Source organism: Nocardia vaccinii NBRC 15922, assembly GCF_001613305.1.
GTDB lineage: Bacteria > Actinomycetota > Actinomycetes > Mycobacteriales > Mycobacteriaceae > Nocardia > Nocardia vaccinii.
On record NZ_BDCC01000010.1, the window covers coordinates 88,731 to 107,688 of the forward strand.

The 18,958-nt window shown below is 67.0% G+C and carries 18 protein-coding genes; 10 read left to right on the forward strand and 8 right to left on the reverse strand.

The annotated features are described in order from the left end of the window. Positions 1-71: 71 nt before the first annotated feature. Positions 72-1,109: an LLM class F420-dependent oxidoreductase gene (locus tag NV1_RS07600; RefSeq protein ID WP_067887250.1), complete on the reverse strand. Its 1,038-nt coding sequence runs from the start codon at positions 1,107-1,109 to the stop codon at positions 72-74. 79 nt (positions 1,110-1,188) lie between these two features. Between NV1_RS07600 and NV1_RS07605 the strand changes: the two genes are divergently transcribed. Next, the gene (locus NV1_RS07605) at positions 1,189-2,187 is read left to right on the forward strand and encodes a Zn-ribbon domain-containing OB-fold protein (protein WP_157116668.1); all 999 of its coding nucleotides are present in this window, start codon (positions 1,189-1,191) and stop codon (positions 2,185-2,187) included. A gap of 85 nt (positions 2,188-2,272) precedes the next feature. Beyond that, complete coding sequence (locus NV1_RS07610; protein ID WP_067887032.1) at positions 2,273-3,334, forward strand: thiolase family protein; 1,062 nt, start codon at positions 2,273-2,275, stop codon at positions 3,332-3,334. A gap of 34 nt (positions 3,335-3,368) precedes the next feature. Here the strand turns inward: NV1_RS07610 and NV1_RS07615 are convergent, their stop codons facing one another. Then, the gene (locus NV1_RS07615) at positions 3,369-4,520 is read right to left on the reverse strand and encodes an RNA-guided endonuclease InsQ/TnpB family protein (RefSeq protein WP_067887034.1); all 1,152 of its coding nucleotides are present in this window, start codon (positions 4,518-4,520) and stop codon (positions 3,369-3,371) included. A gap of 98 nt (positions 4,521-4,618) precedes the next feature. On the opposite strand from NV1_RS07615, the gene NV1_RS07620 reads away from it, so the two are divergent. From NV1_RS07620 to NV1_RS07630, 3 genes are all read left to right on the forward strand, one after another. After that, the gene (locus NV1_RS07620; protein ID WP_067887038.1) at positions 4,619-5,785 is read left to right on the forward strand and encodes a thiolase family protein; all 1,167 of its coding nucleotides are present in this window, start codon (positions 4,619-4,621) and stop codon (positions 5,783-5,785) included. A 67-nt stretch (positions 5,786-5,852) separates the two neighbouring features. After that, positions 5,853-6,725, forward strand: coding sequence for a TIGR03619 family F420-dependent LLM class oxidoreductase (locus NV1_RS07625; RefSeq protein ID WP_067887040.1), 873 nt, complete (start codon positions 5,853-5,855; stop codon positions 6,723-6,725). Continuing rightward, complete coding sequence (locus tag NV1_RS07630) at positions 6,722-7,144, forward strand: nuclear transport factor 2 family protein (RefSeq protein WP_067887044.1); 423 nt, start codon at positions 6,722-6,724, stop codon at positions 7,142-7,144. The genes NV1_RS07625 and NV1_RS07630 overlap by 4 nt, the downstream gene beginning before the upstream one ends. A gap of 114 nt (positions 7,145-7,258) precedes the next feature. Here NV1_RS07630 and NV1_RS07635 read toward each other — a convergent pair whose 3' ends face one another. Then, positions 7,259-8,518: a cytochrome P450 gene (locus NV1_RS07635; protein WP_067887047.1), complete on the reverse strand. Its 1,260-nt coding sequence runs from the start codon at positions 8,516-8,518 to the stop codon at positions 7,259-7,261. Between the two features lie 184 nt (positions 8,519-8,702). Between NV1_RS07635 and NV1_RS07640 the strand changes: the two genes are divergently transcribed. Both NV1_RS07640 and NV1_RS07645 read left to right on the forward strand, forming a co-directional pair. Beyond that, positions 8,703-9,869, forward strand: coding sequence for a steroid 3-ketoacyl-CoA thiolase (locus tag NV1_RS07640; RefSeq protein WP_067887050.1), 1,167 nt, complete (start codon positions 8,703-8,705; stop codon positions 9,867-9,869). Positions 9,870-10,371: 502 nt separating this feature from the next. After that, positions 10,372-10,788, forward strand: a complete 417-nt coding sequence (locus NV1_RS07645) for a helix-turn-helix domain-containing protein (protein WP_011207048.1) — start codon at positions 10,372-10,374, stop codon at positions 10,786-10,788. Positions 10,789-11,099: 311 nt separating this feature from the next. Here the strand turns inward: NV1_RS07645 and NV1_RS07650 are convergent, their stop codons facing one another. The 5 genes from NV1_RS07650 to NV1_RS07670 form a co-directional block, all read right to left on the reverse strand. After that, a complete protein-coding gene (locus tag NV1_RS07650; RefSeq protein WP_067887052.1) occupies positions 11,100-12,107 on the reverse strand; it encodes a hypothetical protein in 1,008 nt (335 codons plus the stop codon). 271 nt (positions 12,108-12,378) lie between these two features. After that, a complete protein-coding gene (locus NV1_RS07655) occupies positions 12,379-12,891 on the reverse strand; it encodes an ImmA/IrrE family metallo-endopeptidase (RefSeq protein WP_084525175.1) in 513 nt (170 codons plus the stop codon). Positions 12,892-12,903: 12 nt separating this feature from the next. Beyond that, positions 12,904-14,292, reverse strand: a complete 1,389-nt coding sequence (locus NV1_RS07660) for a hypothetical protein (RefSeq protein ID WP_157116670.1) — start codon at positions 14,290-14,292, stop codon at positions 12,904-12,906. A 373-nt stretch (positions 14,293-14,665) separates the two neighbouring features. Further along, positions 14,666-15,580: an SDR family oxidoreductase gene (locus NV1_RS07665; RefSeq protein ID WP_067887058.1), complete on the reverse strand. Its 915-nt coding sequence runs from the start codon at positions 15,578-15,580 to the stop codon at positions 14,666-14,668. A gap of 37 nt (positions 15,581-15,617) precedes the next feature. Next, the gene (locus NV1_RS07670) at positions 15,618-16,412 is read right to left on the reverse strand and encodes an SDR family oxidoreductase (RefSeq protein WP_373864593.1); all 795 of its coding nucleotides are present in this window, start codon (positions 16,410-16,412) and stop codon (positions 15,618-15,620) included. 50 nt (positions 16,413-16,462) lie between these two features. Between NV1_RS07670 and NV1_RS07675 the strand changes: the two genes are divergently transcribed. The 3 genes from NV1_RS07675 to NV1_RS07685 are packed head-to-tail and all read left to right on the forward strand — an operon-like array spanning position 16,463 to position 18,896. After that, on the forward strand, positions 16,463-17,257 hold the full coding sequence (locus NV1_RS07675; RefSeq protein WP_067887061.1) for an enoyl-CoA hydratase family protein: 795 nt from the start codon (positions 16,463-16,465) through the stop codon (positions 17,255-17,257). A 5-nt stretch (positions 17,258-17,262) separates the two neighbouring features. Further along, on the forward strand, positions 17,263-18,138 hold the full coding sequence (locus tag NV1_RS07680) for a CoA transferase subunit A (protein ID WP_067887065.1): 876 nt from the start codon (positions 17,263-17,265) through the stop codon (positions 18,136-18,138). Continuing rightward, positions 18,138-18,896, forward strand: a complete 759-nt coding sequence (locus tag NV1_RS07685) for a CoA-transferase subunit beta (RefSeq protein ID WP_067887068.1) — start codon at positions 18,138-18,140, stop codon at positions 18,894-18,896. Before NV1_RS07680 ends, NV1_RS07685 begins: the two co-directional genes overlap by 1 nt. The last annotated feature ends 62 nt before the right edge of the window (positions 18,897-18,958 follow it).

Consider the following 18,958-nt stretch of genomic DNA (forward strand, 5'->3'; position numbering starts at 1 on the left):
GGATCTGATCGCCCAGAATCGACGTGGCCGAATCCGATGTTCACCATCGGATTCGGCCACGCATCCGAGATCTACCCCTGCACCAGTGGGGCCAGTCTGGCCAGCTGTTCGGTATCGCGCGCCGACACCAGCAGCATGTCGACCCCGGCCTTCTCCCACACCTGCAACTGGCTGCGGACCTGCGCCTCGTCGCCGACGATCATGGTGTCCAGGATCAACTCGTCCGGCACCACCGCGGCGGCCTCCTCCTTGCGCCCGGACCGGAAGAGCTTGGTGATCTCGTCGACCTCGTTGCCGTACCCCATCCGGCGGTAGACCTGGGCGTGGAAATTCAACTCCTCCGCACCCATACCGCCGATGTACAGCGCCATCACCGGTTTGATCCGGTCGATCTCCGCACGCGCGTCGTCGGTGATCACGACCTGGCAGCTCGCGGCGATCTCGAACTCCTCCCGCGAGCGCCGCGCTCCCGGTCGCGCGAAGCCCTCCTCGAGCCATTCGTCGTACATTCCGGCCAGTCGCGGGGTGTAGTAGATGGCCAGCCAGCCGTCGGCGATCTCCGCGGTCAGCGCGACGTTCTTGGGACCCTCCGCACCCAGCCAGATCGGCAGATCCGCCCGCAGCGGATGGGTGATCGGCTTGAGCGGTTTGCCCAGACCGGTGGACCCGGGACCGTTGTACGGCAGCGGATAGTGCGCTCCGTCGCTGGTCACCTTGGCCTCACGCGCCAAGACCTGCCGGACGATCCCGACGTACTCACGGGTGCGCGCCAGCGGTTTGGCGAACGGCTGCCCGTACCAGCCCTCGACCACCTGCGGCCCCGACACGCCGAGGCCCAGGATGTGCCGTCCGCCGCTGAGATGGTCCATGGTCAGCGCCGCCATCGCGGTCGCGGTCGGAGTGCGCGCGGACATCTGCACCACCGAGGTGCCCAGCCGCACCCGCTGCGTGGCCGCGCCCCACCACGCCAACGGCGTGAACGCATCCGAACCCCAGGACTCGGCGGTGAACACCGCGTCGAATCCGACCTCCTCGGCGGCGGTCACCACCTGTGCCGCATTGACCGGCGGGCTCGCGCCCCAATATCCGAGCTGCAACCCGAACCGCATGATCATCTCCTTGCCCGCGCTACTCTTGCCACCAGAATAAGAACCTGTTCTACTCGATATCGTGACTCAGGGGAACACCATGACCGGCACAATTGCGAAAGGAAGCGGTTCGAAATCGGAACCCGCTCCCGAAGTACTGGCCGCAGAGCTGCGGATGAAGTTCGACTACACCCGATCGGTCGGCCCGACCATCGGACGATTCCTGACCGGACTGCGTGAGGGCCGCATCGTCGGCGTGCGCGGCTCCGACGGCCGGGTGATCGTTCCGCCGGCCGAATTCGATCCCGGCACCGCCGAGCCGTTGACGGACTTCGTCGACGTCGCCGATGTCGGCACGGTGCAGAGCTGGAGCTGGGTGGCCGATCCACTGCCGGGCCAGCCGTTCGACCGTCCCTTCGCCTGGGCGCTGATCAAGCTGGACGGGGCCGATACCGCACTGCTGCACGCGGTCGACGTCGCCTCCCCCGATCAGATCCACACCGGCCTGCGGGTGCGGGTGCGCTGGGCCGCCGAACGCACCGGCGACATCCACGACATCGCCGCCTTCGAACCCGGTGAGACCTCCGCCGCGCCCGCCGCGCCGGGCGCGGCCGCCGACCCGGTCACCGGCATCATCACCCCGATCGACCTGCGTTACAAGCACACCGCCTCGCCTCAGGAGACGGTATTCCTGAAGGCGATCGCCGAGGGCCGCCTGCTGGGCGCACGCGCGGGCGACGGCAAGGTGTACTTCCCGCCGCGCGGCGCGGATCCGCGCACCGGCGATCCGACCGAGGACTACGTCGAACTGGCCGACACCGGCATCGTCACCACGTTCTGCATCGTGAACGTGCCGTTCCAGGGCCAGCGCATCAAACCGCCGTACGTGGCCGCCTATGTGCTGCTCGACGGCAGCGACATCCCGTTCCTGCACCTGGTGCTCGGCTGCGAGGCGAGCGAGGTCCGCATGGGCATGCGGGTCAAGGCGGTGTGGAAGCCCCGCGAGGAGTGGACCTACGACGGTCTGGACAACGTCTCCCACTTCGAACCCAGCGGCGAGCCCGACGCCGACTACGAGTCCTTCTCGCAGCATCTGTAGGAGAGCCAATGAGTGAGCTTGCGAACGAATCATCGACACAGCGCGCATCGCGCACGACGGAACCGAGCGCCAGCGAGGTGCAGGCGTGAGCGACAACACGACTGACATCGCGGTGGTGGGTTTCGCCCACGCCCCGCATGTCCCGGAGACCTACGGCACCACCAACGGTGTCGAAATGCTGATCCCCTGTTTCCAGACCATCTACGACAAGCTCGGCATCGGCGTGTCCGATATCGGCTTCTGGTGCTCCGGATCCTCGGATTACCTTGCCGGACGCGCCTTCTCGTTCATCTCGGCGATCGACTCGATCGGCGCGGTGCCGCCGATCAACGAATCGCACGTGGAGATGGACGCGGCCTGGGCCCTGTACGAGGCGTACGTGAAACTCCGCTCCGGACAGGTGGAAACGGCGCTGGTGTACGGCTTCGGCAAGGCCTCGGCGGGCACGCTGCGTCAGGTGCTGACGCTACAGACCGATCCGTATCTGGTCGCCCCGCTGTGGCCGGACGCGGTCTCGATGGCCGGACTGCAGGCCCGCGCGGGTCTGGACGCCGGACGGTGGACCGAACGTGACATGGCCGCGGTCGCCGCCGCGGCAGCGGCGAAATCGTCCGCGGCCGTCGACTCCGCTGAAATCGACAAGCGGCTGTCCGCGCCGTTCGTCGCGGACCCGTTGCGCGAGCACGACATCGCGCCGATCACCGACGGCGCCGCGGCCATCGTGCTGGCGGCCGGAGATCGCGCCCGCGAACTGTGCGAGCGCCCCGCCTGGCTGACCGGTATCGCGCATCGCATCGATACCCCGATGCTGGGCGCGCGTGATCTGAGCACCTCCCCCTCGACCGCCGCGGCGGCGAAGGCGGCGCTGGGTACGATGAATTCGGCCGACTTCGATGTGGCCGAGCTGCATGCGCAGTACAGCCACGAGCAGCTGATTCTGAAGCAGGCCATCGGTTTGGGCGACAAGACCCGGATCAACCCGTCCGGCGGTGCACTGTCCGGTAATCCGATGTTCTCCGCGGGACTCGAGCGGATCGGTTACGCGGCAACCGAAATCATCAACGGCACCGCCGATCGCGCCCTGGCGCACGCCTCGAGCGGCCCGGCCCTGCAGCAGAACCTCGTCGCCACCCTGGAGGCCAATTAACGGTTCTCCCGCCTGACGGCAGGAGATTCCCAGCTCAGACCGCAACCGAACTACCCACCCGGAGGAGGTGATCGGATTGTCTTACATCCTCGACACCGACGTGGCCCCGTTCTGCCACGGCCAGAATCACTCTGGCAGCGTTCCGGTCGCGACTGTCCGCGAATCCGCAGTCCTCGCACCAGAAATCCCTCTCGTGCAGCTCCAGTCTTCGCTTGGCTCTCGCAAAGCAGGCACTGCACGTCATGGTCGTGTATGTGGGCCGGACCATCACCACCTTCCGCCCGGCCCGCACGGCACGCTCGATCAGTTCGCGCTTCGCTGCACCGATCGCGGCGTCAGCGGCCTTGCGCGCCATAGAGGACTTGGCGAGAAACAGCGGCTTGAAGTCCTCGACCGCGATCAGGTCATGAGTGTCGATGATTCGTTTGGCCCACACCCGGGAATCGTGGGCCGTCTGGCGAGCGGCTTTCTTCGCCAGACGACCAGCCTGCCGCTTGGCCTCGCCGTAACCCCGGGACTGCGGTTGGCCTTTACGGTACCGGCGCGCCATTTTCCGTTGAGCTCTGGCCAGTTCGGCGGAGCACCGTCTGCGGTGTCCGCGGTATGGCAAGTCGAACAGGGGATCGGTGGTCGTCGCCGTGGTGGACACACCCCAGTCGATACCGATCCCTCCTTCACCATCCGAATGTGCCGGTACCTCTCGACGCACCACGAACGAGGCGTACCAATAGCCAAGGCCGTCGCGGTAGATGCGAACCGACGTGGGCGGCGAGGGCAGCTCGCGCGACCACACAACCGGAATCGCAATACCTTTCGCCAGTACCAAACGATCGTCACGTATCGAGAAGCCACGGGTCGTGTACTCCAACGACGGCCGGGAAGTCTTGCGGGCCTTCATCCTCGGACGGCCACGACCGGCGGCCGTGAACGAGCGGTCCAGCGACTGCGCGTAGTCGCGGAGCATCTGTTGTTGGGCAACCTGCGACCCCTCGCGCAACCATGTGAGCTTCGCCCGCGCTTGGGTGAGCAGCTTACCCAGCCGCGCGAACGTCGGTTTCTGCCCAGATTTCTGCTGGTGCACCGCTTCATTCCACAGCCAGCGACACCGGCCCCATTCGGCCAGCAGGGCGGTCTGGGCAGCGCGGCCGGGGCGCAGCCGATACGTGTACCGCACCACCTCATCCACTCGAACATACTATCGAAAGAACTTGGCATGCACCACGGACAACCTCCCCACCCGCACCGTCACACCGCTGGCCACCGGGCGTCGAAGGCGGGAGCCCGATGACTCGGCCCGCCGCGGTGCTCGGCACCGGACAAACCCATCATGTGACGAAACGCACCGATGTCTCGATGTCGGGCATGTGCCGTGAGGCCATCGATCGCGCCCTCGAAGACGCCGGCGTCACCATGGCCGAGATCGACGCCGTCGTGATCGGCAAGGCTCCGGACCTGTTCGAGGGCTCGATGATGCCCGAGCTGTTCATGGCGGATGCCTTGGGCGCCACCGGAAAACCGCTGCTGCGCGTGCACACCGCGGGTTCGGTCGGCGGTTCGACCGCGATCGTCGCGGTCAACCACGTACAGGCCGGTGTGCACGGCAAGGTGCTCGCGGTCGCGTGGGAGAAGCAGTCCGAATCCAACGCCATGTGGGCGCTGTCGAATCCGGTTCCATTCACCAAGCCCGTAGGCGCCGGCGCCGGCGGCTATTTCGCCCCGCACGTGCGCGCCTACATCCGAAGGACCAACGCCCCCTTGCACATCGGTGCGATGGTCGCGGTGAAGGACCGGCTGAACGGATCGCGCAACCCGCTGGCCCACCTGCAGCAGTCGGACATCACCCTGGAGAAGGTGCTGGCTTCCCAGATGCTCTGGGACCCGATCCGCTTCGACGAGACCTGCCCGTCCTCCGACGGCGCGTGCGCGATCGTCTTCGGTGACGAGTCCTCGGGCCGCGCGGTCGAGGCGTCGGGTAAGAAGGTGGCGTGGATACACGGCACCGCGATGCGCACCGAGCCGCTGGCCTATTCCGGCCGCGATCAGGTGAGCCCGCAGGCCGGTAAGGATGCCTCGGCCGCACTGTGGAAGCAGGCCGGGATCACCAATCCGGTCGAGGAGATCGACGCGGCCGAGATCTACGTGCCGTTCTCCTGGTTCGAGCCGATGTGGCTGGAGAATCTGGGATTCGCGCCGGAGGGCGAGGGCTGGAAGCTGACCGACGCCGGGGAGACCCGCATCGGCGGCAAGTTGCCGGTCAACCCGTCCGGCGGCGTGCTGAGCTCGAACCCGATCGGCGCCTCGGGCATGATCCGCTTCGCCGAATCGGCCAAGCAGGTCATGGGCCGCGCCGGTGACTACCAGGTGGAGAATGCCCGCAAGGCGTTCGGGCACGCGTACGGCGGTGGTTCGCAGTACTTCTCGATGTGGGTGGTCGGGACGGAGCACCCATGAGTCACAATTGCGAAGCGCTCATGGGCGCGACTCGGGTGCGGGTGTCCCGCGAAGGCAGGGTGCAGCCGTGAAATTCACCGTCGGAATCGCGATGAGCCCGCTCGAGCAGCTGCCCGAGCTCGCGAAAACGGCCGAGGAATGCGGATTTTCGAGTATCGCACTGCCGGATTCGCTGTTCTACATGCAATCCCAGTCGGAGAAGTATCCGTACACTCCCGATGGCAACCGCTTCTGGGGGCCGGACACGCCGTGGGTGGATCCGCTGATCGGCGCGACTGCCATGGCCGCGGCCACCGAGAAGATCCACTTCTACACCAACGTGCTCAAACTCGGTTCACGCAATCCGCTGCTGTTGGCGCGTCAGGTCGGTTCCGTCGCGGCACTGAGCGGCAACCGGTTCGGCTTCGGCGTCGGAATCGGCTGGGCCCCGGAAGAATTCGAGTGGTGTGGAGTGCCCTACGCGCGTCGCGGAGCGCGCGTGGACGAGATGATCGATGTGATCAAGCTGGTCCTGGGCGGCGGAATGGTCGAATTCCACGGTGAGTTCTACGATTTCGACAAACTGCAGATGAGCCCGGCGCCCGCCGAGCCCGTGCCGTTCTACATCGGCGGCCACACCGGTCCGGCCCTGCGCCGGGCCGCCCGGGTGGGCGACGGCTGGACCTCGGCGATGATGAAGTACGACGATATCGTCGGCACCATCGCGGAACTGACCAAGCTGCGCGCCGAATACGGCCGTGCGGCGGAACCGTTCGAGATTCAGGTGGTCTGCATCGACCGCTTCGGCAAGTCGGGCTACGAGGAGCTGGCCGCGGCCGGGGTCACCGACTCCATCGTGGTCCCGTGGATCTTCGACGGCCTCGGCTTCGATTCCGAACTCTCGGCGAAACAGGATTCGCTGCGCCGCTTCGCCGATCAGTACATTCAGGGGGCGAAATGAGCACCGCTGCGAGCGGGCAGGACGAACATCCTGCGCGCCGGGCCGCTTACGCCTCCCAGGCGGCGGTACGCGCCCGCGACAAGCAGGCATGGCTCGACCTGTTCGCCGCGGACGGCATCGTCGAGGACCCGATCGGCCCGTCCGGCTTCGACCCCGAGGGCAAGGGGCACCGCGGCCGGGACGCGATTTCGGCGTTCTGGGACAAGGCGATCGCCGCGACGGAGTCCATCGACTTCGTCTTCGGTGATTCCTTCGCCTGCGGCGCCGAGGTGGCCTTCACCGGCCTCATCCGCACCCACATAGGCGGCCAGATCATCGACGCGGAAGGCGTCTTCACCTACCGCGTCGACGACGACGGCAAGATCGCCGCCCTGCGCGCCTACTGGGAGACCGACCGCGCCATGCGCACCATGCGGTGATATCTGCCTCCGCTTCGCTACGGCGTGTTCTCGGCGCTGTAAGGCAGATTCGGCCGCTGGGTGTCGAGACGAAAGGGGCGGGCACCATCCGGTGCCCGCCCCTTTCGCTGTCTCTCAGTACTTCACTTCGAATTCCTTGATGCCGTTCAGCCAGCCGGAGCGCAGTCGCTTGGGGTCGCCCAGCTTGGAGATGTCGGGCAGGTGGTCAGCGATGGCGTTGAAGATCAGGTCGATTTCCAGCCGGGCCAGGTTCGCGCCGATGCAGAAGTGCGCGCCCGTGCCGCCGAATGCCAAGTGCGGGTTGGGGTCCCGGGTGATGTCGAAGGAGAAGGGATTCTCGAACACCTCCTCGTCGAAGTTGGCCGAGCGGTACACCAGCACCACCCGCTGCCCCTTCTTGATCGTCACCCCGCCCAGTTCGGTGTCCTCGAGCGCGGTGCGCTGGAACGAGGAGACCGGCGTGGCCCAGCGGATGATCTCGTCGGCCGCGGTGGCCGGGCGCTCCTTCTTGTAGAGCTCCCACTGGTCCGGGTTCTCCAGGAAGGCGACCATGCCGTGCGAGATGGCGTTGCGCGTGGTCTCGTTACCGGCCACGGCCAGCAGGATCACGAAGAAGCCGAACTCCTCCGAGGTCAGCGACTCACCGTCGATATCGGCGTTGACCAGCTCGGTCACGATGTCACCGGCCGGGCTGGCCTTGCGCGCCTCGGCCATCTGCCAGGCGTAACCCAGGATCTCGGTCGAGGCGAGCAGCGGGTCGGCGGTGGACTCGGGGTCGTCGTATCCGGTCATGTCGTTGGACCACTGGAACAGCTTCATCCGGTCCTCTTGCGGCACGCCGATCAGTTCCGCGATGGCCTGCAGCGGCAGCTCACAGGCCACCTGCGTGACGAAATCACCGGCGCCGGACTTGGCGGCCGCCTCGACGATCCCCTTGGCCCGTGCGGACAGCTCGTCGCGCAGCCCGTTGACCGCGCGCGGGGTGAAACCCTTGGCGATCAGCTTGCGCATCCGGGTGTGCTGCGGCGCGTCCTGGTTGAGCAGCACGAAACGCTGCATCTCGATGTTCTCGCGCTGGATGTCGTCGTTGAACCGCGGGATGGCGGTGTTTTCGTAGTTGGAGAACACGTCGCTGCGACGCGACACCTCCTTGACGTCAGCGTGCTTGCTGACAACCCAGAAGCCGTCGTCGTGGAACCCACCCACCTCGGGCGACTTGGGATTCCACCAGATCGGCGCGCTACGGCGCAGCTCGGCCAATTCCTCGACCGGCACCCGTTCCGCCCAGATCTGCGGATCGGTCACATCGAAGCCCTTGGGCAGGTTCGGCCCGGCATGAGCGTCGGGTCCAGAGGCAGCAGCTTGCGTAACCACGGAGGACCCCGTGAATGCCGCATCCGATCCAGCGCGAGTGTCAACCACCAGCTTGTCTCCTTCGACTAACTGAAACACGTTCTATCTTCATTGCAGCATAGGTGGTATCAGTAGTAAAGAAGCCAGATTCATGCTCGCAGGACATCTGGGGAACTTGTTACAGTTTGTGTACGGGAGGATAGTTATGGGAACACCCGTCATCGTCGAGGCAGCGCGCACCCCGATCGGTAAGCGCAACGGTTGGCTGGCCGGCCTGCACGCCGCCGAACTACTCGGCGTCGCACAACGAGGTGTGCTCGACAAGGCACAGGTGGATCCCGCCCTCGTCGAACAGGTCGTCGGCGGCTGCGTGATGCAGGTCGGCGAGCAGGGCAACAATGTCACCCGCACCGCCTGGCTGCACGCCGGACTGCCGTGGCAGACCGGCGCGGTGACGATCGACAACCAGTGCGGCTCCGCACAGCAGGCCGCCGGCCTGGTCGCCGGGCTCATCTCCACCGACGCCATCGAGATCGGACTCGCGTGCGGTATCGAGTCGATGAGCCATGTCCCGTTGGGCGCCAACGTCGGCGAGAACGCCGGACCGCGCCGCCCCGCGTCGTGGGATATCGATATGCCCAACCAGTTCGAGGCCGCGGAACGAATTGCCAAGCGGCGCGGGCTCACTCGCGACGATGTCGAGGAGTGGGGCGAGCGGTCGCAGCGCCTGGCCGCACAGGCATGGGCACAGGGACGTTTCGACCGCGAGGTGCTCACCGTCACCGGCGCGCCTCAGGTCGACAAGGAGGGCAACCTCACCGGCGAGAAACTGGACGTCAACCGGGATCAGGGTCTGCGCGAGACCACCCGCGAGGGCTTGGCGAAGCTGAAGCCCGTCCTCGAGGGCGGCGTGCACACCGCCGGAACCTCCTCGCAGATCTCCGACGGCGCGGCGGCAGTCCTGCTGATGGACGAAAAGGCCGCAGGCCGAACGGGTTTGCGCCCACGCGCCCGCATCGTGGCGCAGTGCCTGGTGGGCGGTGAGCCGGAGTCCCACCTCGACGGTCCGGTGCAGGCGTGCTCGCGGCTGCTCGAGCGCAGCGGGATGAGCATCGGCGATCTGGATCTGTTCGAGATCAACGAGGCCTTCGCCTCGGTCGTATTGTCCTGGGCCTCGGTGCACAAGCCGGATCTCGACCGGGTGAATGTCAACGGCGGCGCGATCGCGATCGGGCATCCGGTCGGCAGCACGGGCGCTCGCCTGATCACCACGGCCCTGCACGAACTCGAGCGTTCGGACAAGAGCACCGCGATGATCCTGATGTGCTGCGGCGGCGCCCTGGCCACCGGCACCATCATCGAGCGGATCTGATACCGACAATTCGGTCAGCAAAGATCCCGGCATCTCCGCCCCGGCGCGCACCCTTCCCGCGCGCCGGGGCGGAGTTGTGAGTATGGTCCTCATGTGCGTCGCTGGCGCACATGCGACAGCCCAGATCAGAGCCGCGCGAGTCCGATCAGCGCTCTTATCAGCCGTTGTTGAATCTTCACGCCCGAATTATCCGAACGTGTCGTACGCCACACAATCTCCGATACAGACAGGACTATGAGACGTCAGCTATTATCTGGCAATCAAAGATGCGGGTCGAAGGACCCTTGCGACGGGCCAGAACCGGCGTCTACCAGCGGTTCCCGACAACCGTTGCGGTGGCCCGCAAACGCAGCCGCCACCGCCGGTTCACGGACTGGGCGTCTGGAAGCTTCAAGGAAATCGCGAATCAGGCGTAGGTTTTCAGTTACTCAGCCGCTAATATCAATGATACGTATCCGAGATAACGACTGTTAGTACAGCGAAGGGAATTGGGCGGCTCACAATGGCTGATTTCGCGGCGCGGCTGAACAAGCTGTTCGAAACCGTGCATCCCCCGGGGCGTAAGCCGCACACCAACGCGGAGGTGGCGGCCGCGCTCACGGCCTCCGGCCATCCGATCTCGAAACCGTATCTCTCACAGCTGCGGTCAGGACAGCGCACAAACCCCTCTGATGAGACGGTGGCCGCGCTGGCGAAGTTCTTCAAGGTCAAACCGGACTACTTCTTCAACGACATCTACGCGGCCAAGATCGATCACGATCTCGAGCTGCTGTCCCAGCTGCAAGGCTATGGACTGCGTCGTCTGTCGAGTAGGGCGTTCGATCTCTCCGAAGAGTCGCAGAACCTCCTGACCTCCATGGCAGAGAAGCTGCGGGCGAGCGAGGGTCTACCCGAGATCCCGCCGGACGGCACGGAATAGGAAGTCCCACAAAGCGACACAGTGCGGAGTCCAGTTTCCGCACTGTGTCGCTTTTGGGTCGTAAACCGAAGCGGACACGCTTCGGTCACAAGTGCGAGCACATACCGGGAGGTTGTGCTCCGTTCATCCGTTGTGCACACGCATGCGTGTGCACAACGGATTAGTGGATGTGATCAGCACCGCCATACCGGTTGGTTCGGCGAACACCGAGCGTTTGTGACCCAGCACGAAAAAATCCATTGGTGTTCCCATAAACACGGAAGACAAAACATGCATACCGGACTTTCAACCCGGGTATTTCATGCGCGTCGCTATATGGCCGGACTACCCGGTTCGGCATCGAATGCGCGGGCAATCGCTTGCACCCATCCACGCGGGCTCAGGCCCTGCGGCGGCGCGATCCAGCGCGCGTCGACCACCACGTCGCCCAGCGGGTTATGAGCCCAGCGCGCGACGAATTCGGCGCGTTCGGAGGCCGAGCCCGGCGGCGTTCCAGCTGCGGCCAGCTCGACGCCGCCGCCCGACTGCAGATACAGCGCGTCCATGATCTGCGCGACGTGGTCCGATGCCTCGAGCTGCGCCGTGGAACCGGTCTGGTCGTGTGCGACGACCTCCGGGAAACGCTTGATCATGGTGTGGTGCAGCGGCCGAATCTGCCGCAGTAGCACACGCGCTCGCACCCACAGCTCGATGACGATCCACACCGCGCCCACCGCGATCAGCAGGCTCGCGATCTGCCAGATCGGCCAGTACCAGCCCGCGGTCGAGGGCCGCGCGGGCGTCTCGCCGATCGCCAGCCGACGGATCGACATGCCCGCGAGCACCCCGACCACGATGGTGCCGAAGGTGTAGAGCGCGATACCGCGGCCCAGCGCGGTCCAGTCGAGGTTCCGCAAGCCTGTCACGGCGATGAACGCACAGCCCGCCAGGGTCGTCACCCAGCCGAACAGCACCGACCAGGCCAGCGTGAACACGATGGCGATCAGACCGACGCCGTAGATCACCAGGGCGATCTGGCGCAGATTCCGCCGCGAAACCACCGGCCAGGCAGCCGCCGCCACCACCGAGGTGGCCACGGTGAACGACAACCAGGCCGCAACGGCCATCCGATCGCCGAACATCATGCCGTGAATGCCGTGCGGCACCAGATTGTCCAGTGCCAGAGCGATTTCCGGGACCGACACGGTCGCCGCGGCCGCCACCGAGGCCACCGCGACGACGATCGCCACCCGCGCGGTCGTCGCCGGTTTCACCAGCACCCGGCCCACCCGGGCCCCAGCCGCCATCCAGATCAGCAGCGCGGTCAACCAGAACGTCATGCCGCTTCCCCTCGTGAATTTCGTGGCGCCCCACAGTGTTCGGGCGTCTTGCCGACCATCGGTCGGGCACAGCGGATGCCCGCACGGTGCATTGCTGTTCGACCAGGTGTCCGGCCGAGTTGTACTCCGCCACGAATCTCGGTGCGGTGCGGCTCTGCGTGCCCCGGCGCCGCATTTGTTTCCGAGAGCATCCACGCGAACCGCGCTTCGTCCCCGGTAACGATGTGGCGCAGCGTCATCCGGCACCGCGCCGGGTGTGGGCCGGGCGCGCTCATCCCAGCGCCTCGTCGAAACGCAGGACCGAGACGCCCGCGCCGCGATTGCGGAATACGCGCAGACGGGTCATCAGCATGTTGGCGAAGGTTTCGGCTTCCCATTCGGCTTGCTCGTCCTCGCCGTCGTCGACGATCTGCTGATGTGAGCGCTGGCTGAGCATGTAGGCGATGAGATCGTCGCTGGCCTCGAGGGTGACCTCGGTGGCCGTCTCGCCCGGATGGTCGAAGATGATGTGCCCCAACTCGTGTGCGAGGGTGTGCTCGCGACTCGGCAGCGCCGAGGCCAGCACGATGACGTCCTTCTCCGGATAACTCCGTCGCTGACCACACACACCGGGACCGAGCCGGGCGCTGGCGATCTCGATCGGGCGGCGGCGTTCGGCCGAGACGGCCAGGACCACCTCGTCCAGATCGGTGGCGTCGAAATCGGCTGCCACCGCGCAGACCGCGTCCACCGCGGCCGCGACGCGGCGATACGACCGACCGCTCCGGGTACGACTCTCGGTCACGACCTCAACCCCCTATGCCCGAGGTCCGAAGAATTCCGCGCGTGCGGCGTCGATGCGCGCCTGCGCGGCCGAAGCGCTGTGGAAACTGATCGCGCCGGACGCGGCCGCGGCCAGCGCCATGGCGACCAGACCGCCGATCACGGTCAGCACCGCGGGCTTGGGCAGCGCGGAGCTCGCCGCGGTCGGGCGCACATCCGGGTTGGGCTGGGCCTGCGGGGTGGGCGCAGCGGACGCGACCGGAGGCGCGGCGGGCGCGGGCGGGGCCGTGACGGGCGCGGCAGGCGGTGCCGCCGACGGAATCGGGACCGAGGGAACCGGGGCCCCGGGCCCCGCGGGCGGTATGGCCAGCGGTGCGGAGGGGGCGGGCGGGGACTGCGGCGGCTGCAACAGCAGCAGGAGCAGCAGCGGTGAGGCGGCAGCGGCCGAACCGAGCGCCGCCGAACCGGTCAGCGCGGAACCCGTTCCGGCCAGTCCCGCCAATGCGGAACCCGTTGCAGCGGAACCTGTTCCGAGGATGGCGGCCAGCACCGGGCCGACCGCGGAACCGCTGCCCAGCAACGCCGCGCCCGCGGCCGAACCGGCGCCGAGCAATGCCGCCCCGGTGGCCGCACCGGCGGAACCGACTGCGGCGGAACCGGTTCCGAGCAATATGCCAAGTAGTGTGGTGGCTGCGGATCCGGTGCCTGCCAGCGCCGAACCTGTGCCGGCAGCCGCGGAACCCGCTGCGGCGGAACCGGTTGCGCCGAGCCCGACGCCCGCACCCGCAGCGGCCGACCCGGTTCCGGCCAGTGCCGAACCGGTACCCGCGGCGGCCGAGCCGACGGCCGCGGAGCCGGTACCGGCCAGTGCCACGGCGGGCCCCGCCGCAGCCGATCCGGCCGCGGCCGACCCTGTGCCGAGCAGACCCAGCAGTCCCGCCAGCCCTTCGATTCCGGCGGCCGGGGTTGGTTTGACGGGCAGGCCCGATGTCGGGCGAGTGGCCTGCGCGGGCGTGGAGCCGGCCGGGGAGTTCCGCTGCGGCGGCGACTGCTGCACGGGCACGGCGGACCGTGACGTGGACCGGCCCGGGATCTTCAGGGGAATGCCCTGGTCGGGAACCGGCGAACTATCCGGCAGCACCGCGTTGCCGGGGTTCGAGGAGTCGCTCGGCGTTACCGGATCACCCGGCTCCGACGGGTTGTCCGGCTGTACCGCGTTGTCCGGCGTCGACGCGCTGCCCGAGGACAGTGGATTGCCGAATTTCAGTGGATTGCCCGATTTCGCCGGACCGTTCGGCGTCGCCGGAGTGCACTGGTGACAGGACGGGGCGGGCTGCGCCTGGGCGGCGAACGCCCCCAGTAGCCCGTAACCGGCAGCCAAACCGGTCACTGTCAGGACGCGCACCATGCGACCTATGGCCATGCGCTTGCCTTCCCCTTCATCATGTTCAGCGCAGATCTGTACCCGGTCGCGAATCATCCGGGAGTTGAACGGATGTCGATCATCATAACTGCGGGTTGTTTGCTCACGAAGGGGGATTATGTGAGACATCCCACTGGCGCGGTCGGCGCACGTGGTTCGCGGGCGTCCCGCTCTCCGGTCGGCAACGACCTCGGCGGCGAGCGCGTCCCGGCTGCGCGGTCAGCCCCGTGGGTCGCGCGGCCCGCGCGGTCATCGCAACTTGCACAGGGATATTCGGCACCGGAGCGGGACCGGATCGTTGCCGGGGAAGGTCGCACGATCCGGACCGCGCGCATCGTCCCGGGGCTCGACGCCCCGGGACCCGACGCGTGATTCAGGCGCCGTAGACCGCCTCCGGCGGCGTCGATCCGGCAATCAACTCGCGCACCGCCGCGCCGACCTCCGCCGGTTCCCAGCGCGCGCCGCGATCGACCGGAACACCGTGCCGCCACCCGTCCGCGAGCGCGACCTTACCGCCCTCGACCTCGAACATCCGTCCCGTCACACCCGCCGAATCGGCGCTGCCCAGCCACACCACCAGCGGTGAGACGTTCTCCGGGGCCATGGCGTCGAACCCGTCCTCGGGTTTGGCCATCATGTCCGCGAACACCGTCTCGGTCATCCGAGTGCGGGCGGAGGGGGCGATCGCGTTGACGGTGACGCCGTAGCGCCCGAATTCGGCCGATGCGGTAATGGTCAACGCGGCGATACCGGCCTTGGCCGCGGCGTAGTTGCCCTGCCCGACGCTGCCCTGCAGGCCCGCGCCGGAGCTGGTGTTGATGATGCGCGCGTCCACGGAGTTGCCCGCCTTGGACTCCCCGCGCCAGTATTCCGCGGCATGCCGCATGGTCGCGAAGTGGCCCTTGAGGTGCACCCGCACGACCGCGTCCCACTCCTGCTCGGACAGGTTCACCAGCATCCGGTCCCGGACGATTCCGGCATTGTTGACCAGCACGTCCAGCCGGCCGAAGGTCTCCACGGCCTGCGTGATCAGACGTTTGGCACCCGCCCAGTCCGCGACGTCGTCACCGTTGACCACGGCCTTGCCGCCCAGTTCCAGGATCTCCTCCACCACCTGCGCGGCCGGGGAGTCCGAGCGCGGGGTGCCGTCGAGTTCCGCGCCGATATCGTTGACCACCACATTCGCCCCGGCGGCCGCGAAGGCCAGCGCGTGCGCCCGGCCGAGGCCGCCACCGGCCCCGGTCACGATGACGGTGCGTCCGGCGCAGAGCTTGTCTTGGTCAGCCATCTTTCCTGCTCTCATTTCCGTTGTGGTGCAGTGTATTTCAGCGCGGTGTGGTGGCCGGTTCGTTGACCGTCGCGGCATCCAGGAAGGCCGGGCGCTCACCGCCGCCGTGCGCGAGCAGGGTGCCGCCGGTGACGTAGGAGGCCAGCGGCGAGGCCAGGAACAGCGCGCACCGGCCGATCTCCTCGGGGGTGGCCAGACGTCCCAGCGGCACCGTCGCACCGACCGCATCGATTCCGGCCTGATCGCCGTAGTGCAGATGACTGCTCTCGGTGTGGACCATGCCCACGATCACGGAATTGATCCGCACCTTCGGCGCCCATTCGATGGCCAGCGAGGACACCAGGCTGTCCACCCCGGCCTTGGCCGCGCCGTAGGCCGCGCTGCCGGGCGAGGGCCGATGCCCGCTGACGCTGGAGACCATCACGATCGAACCGCCCTCGGATTGCTTCTGCATTACCGCATTGGCGGCCTGCGAAACCAGCAGCGGGGCAAGCAGATTCAGCTCGACGATCTTGGAGTGGAAGTTCTTGCTGGCCGTCGCCGCCGGGGCGAACGGCGCACCCCCGGCGTTGTTGACCACATGATCCAGTCGGCCGTAGCGGGCCACGATCGCATCGACGAGCGCGGTCACGGCCTCGCCGTCACGCACATCGCAGGGCAGATATCCGGCCGCGCGGCCCGAACTCTCGACCGGGGCGTCGGCGGGACGGCGCGCGCAGGTCACCACGGTCGCCCCGGCGTCCAGGAAGACCCGGCTGATCCCGGCGCCCACACCCCGCACGCCCCCGGTCACGAGAACTACGAATCCGGAGAGGTCCACTTCTATTGCCACCGTGATAACCTACCAAGCACTTGCTTGTTTTGCCAACGATGGGACTCGAGATGGGGATCAACCGTCACACCGAAACCGACGGCGTCGAGGTCGTCACCGTCGACTACCCGCCGGTCAATGCCCTGCCGTCCGACGGCTGGTTCGCCCTCGCCGACGCGATCCGCGAGGCCGGGCGCGCCCCGGAGACCCGGGTGGTGGTGCTGCGCGCGGAGGGTCGCGGTTTCAACGCGGGCGTGGATATCAAGGAGATGAACGCCGATTCCGGGCACACCGCGCTGATCCGCGCCAATCACGGCTGCTTCGAGGCATTCGGGGCCGTCTACGACTGCCAGGTCCCCGTCGTCACCGCGGTCAACGGCTTCTGCCTCGGCGGCGGTATCGGCCTGGTCGGCAATTCCGATGTCATCGTCGCCTCCGATGACGCCACCTTCGGCCTGCCCGAGGTGGATCGCGGTGCGCTCGGCGCGGCCACCCATCTCGCGCGCCTGGTCCCCCAGCATCTGATGCGCACCATGTTCTTCACCGCGGGCAAGCTCACCGCGCAGCAGCTGCACCACTTCGGCTCGGTGTACCAGGTGGTGCCGCGGGCCGAACTCGACACTGCCGCACTGGAAGTCGCGAAGAACATCGCGAACAAGGACGGCCGCGTCATCCGCGCCGCCAAGCGCGCGCTGAACGGTATCGACGTCCAGGACGTGCACCGCTCCTACCGTTTCGAGCAGGGTTTCACGATGGAGCTGAACCTGGCCGGCGTGGCCGACGAGATCCGGGCGCGGTTCGACGACGATCTGGCCGCACAGAAGAGTTCTACACAGCAGCATTCTACAAAACACAAGGAGTCGTAAAGAGCATGCGCGACAAGCGAATGACGCTCGACGAGGTCGTCGGCGAGCTGCGCAGCGGTATGACCATCGGCATCGGTGGCTGGGGTTCGCGGCGCAAGCCGATGGCCTTCGTTCGAGCCCTGTTGCGCTCGGACGTCACCGATCTCACCGTCGTCACCTACGGCGGCCCGGATCTGGGCCTGCTGTGCTCGGCGGGCAAGGTGCGAAAGGCGTACTACGGCTTCGTATCCCTGGATTCCGCGCCGTTCTACGATCCATGGTTCGCCAAGGCCCGCACCGAGGGCGCGATCACCGTGCGCGAAATGGACGAGGGCATGGTCAAATCCGGCCTGCAGGCCGCGGCGGCGCGGCTGCCGTTCCTGCCGGTGCGCGCCGGATTGGGTTCCGCGGTCATCGATTTCTGGGAAGGTGAGCTGAAGACGGTCACCTCGCCGTATCCCACCGACGGCAAGGCCGAGACCCTCGTCGCCATGCCCGCGCTGAATCTGGACGCGGCCTTCTTCCACCTGGATCTGGGCGACAAGCACGGCAACGCCGCCTACACCGGCGTGGACCCGTACATGGACGATCTGTACGCCCTCGCGGCGCAGCAGCGCTATCTGTCGGTGGATCGGCTGGTGGAGACCGAGGAACTGGTGAAAACCGTTCCGCAGCAGGCACTCATCCTCAACCGGATGATGGTCGACGGCGTGGTCGAGGCGCCCGGCGGCGCGCACTTCACCTTCTCCGGCAGCTACCGCCGCGACGAGAAGTTCCAGCGTCACTACGTCGAGGCCGCCAAGACTCCCGAGTCGTGGGCCGAGTTCAAGGCCCGCTATCTGGACGTGTCCGAGGACGAATACCAGGCCGCCGTCAAGGCTTTCGCCGAGGAGCAGAAGTAATGACAGAGACGAACACGATCACCCGGGCCGAGGTCTGCGTCATCGCCTCGGCCGAGATCTTCCGGGGCGCAGGCGAAATCATGGCATCGCCGATGTCCACCATCACCACCATCGGCGCTCGGCTGGCGCGCTTGACCTTCGAGCCGGATCTGCTGCTGTCCGACGGTGAGGCGCTGTTCTTCGCCGAGGTCCCGCCGATCGGCGGCAAAGCTCCCGTCGAGGGCTGGATTCCGTTCTCGAAGGTGTTCGACGTGGTGAATTCCGGACGTCGGCACGTGGTGATGGGCGCGAATCAGATCGACCGCCACGGCAATCAGAACTTGTCCGCGTTCGGCCCGCTGCAACAGCCGACCCGGCAGATGTTCGGGGTTCGCGGCGCTCCGGGCAACACCATCAACCACCCCACCAGCTACTTCGTGCCCCGGCACAGTAAGCGGGTGTTCTGTGACAGCGTGGACATCGTCTCCGGAATCGGTTACGACAAGGTCGATTCCGATAATCCGGCATACCGGTTCCACCACCTGCACCGGGTGGTGTCGAATCTGGGCGTGTTCGACTTCGGCGGACCGGACCACACGCTGCGCGCGCTGTCGCTGCATCCGGGCGTGAGCGCCGAGGAGGTCGCGGAGAACACCTCGTTCGAGATCGCGGGCCTGGCGGAGGCGGGCGAAACCCGGCTGCCCACCGACGAGGAACTGAACATCATCCGAAACGTTCTGGATCCCAAGGGCATTCGCGAGAAGGAAGTCCAGGCATGAGCGGGTCAGGGCCGGAGGCGGCAGCGGAGCGTCACCACGCAGGCCCCCCGCTCATGCCCGAT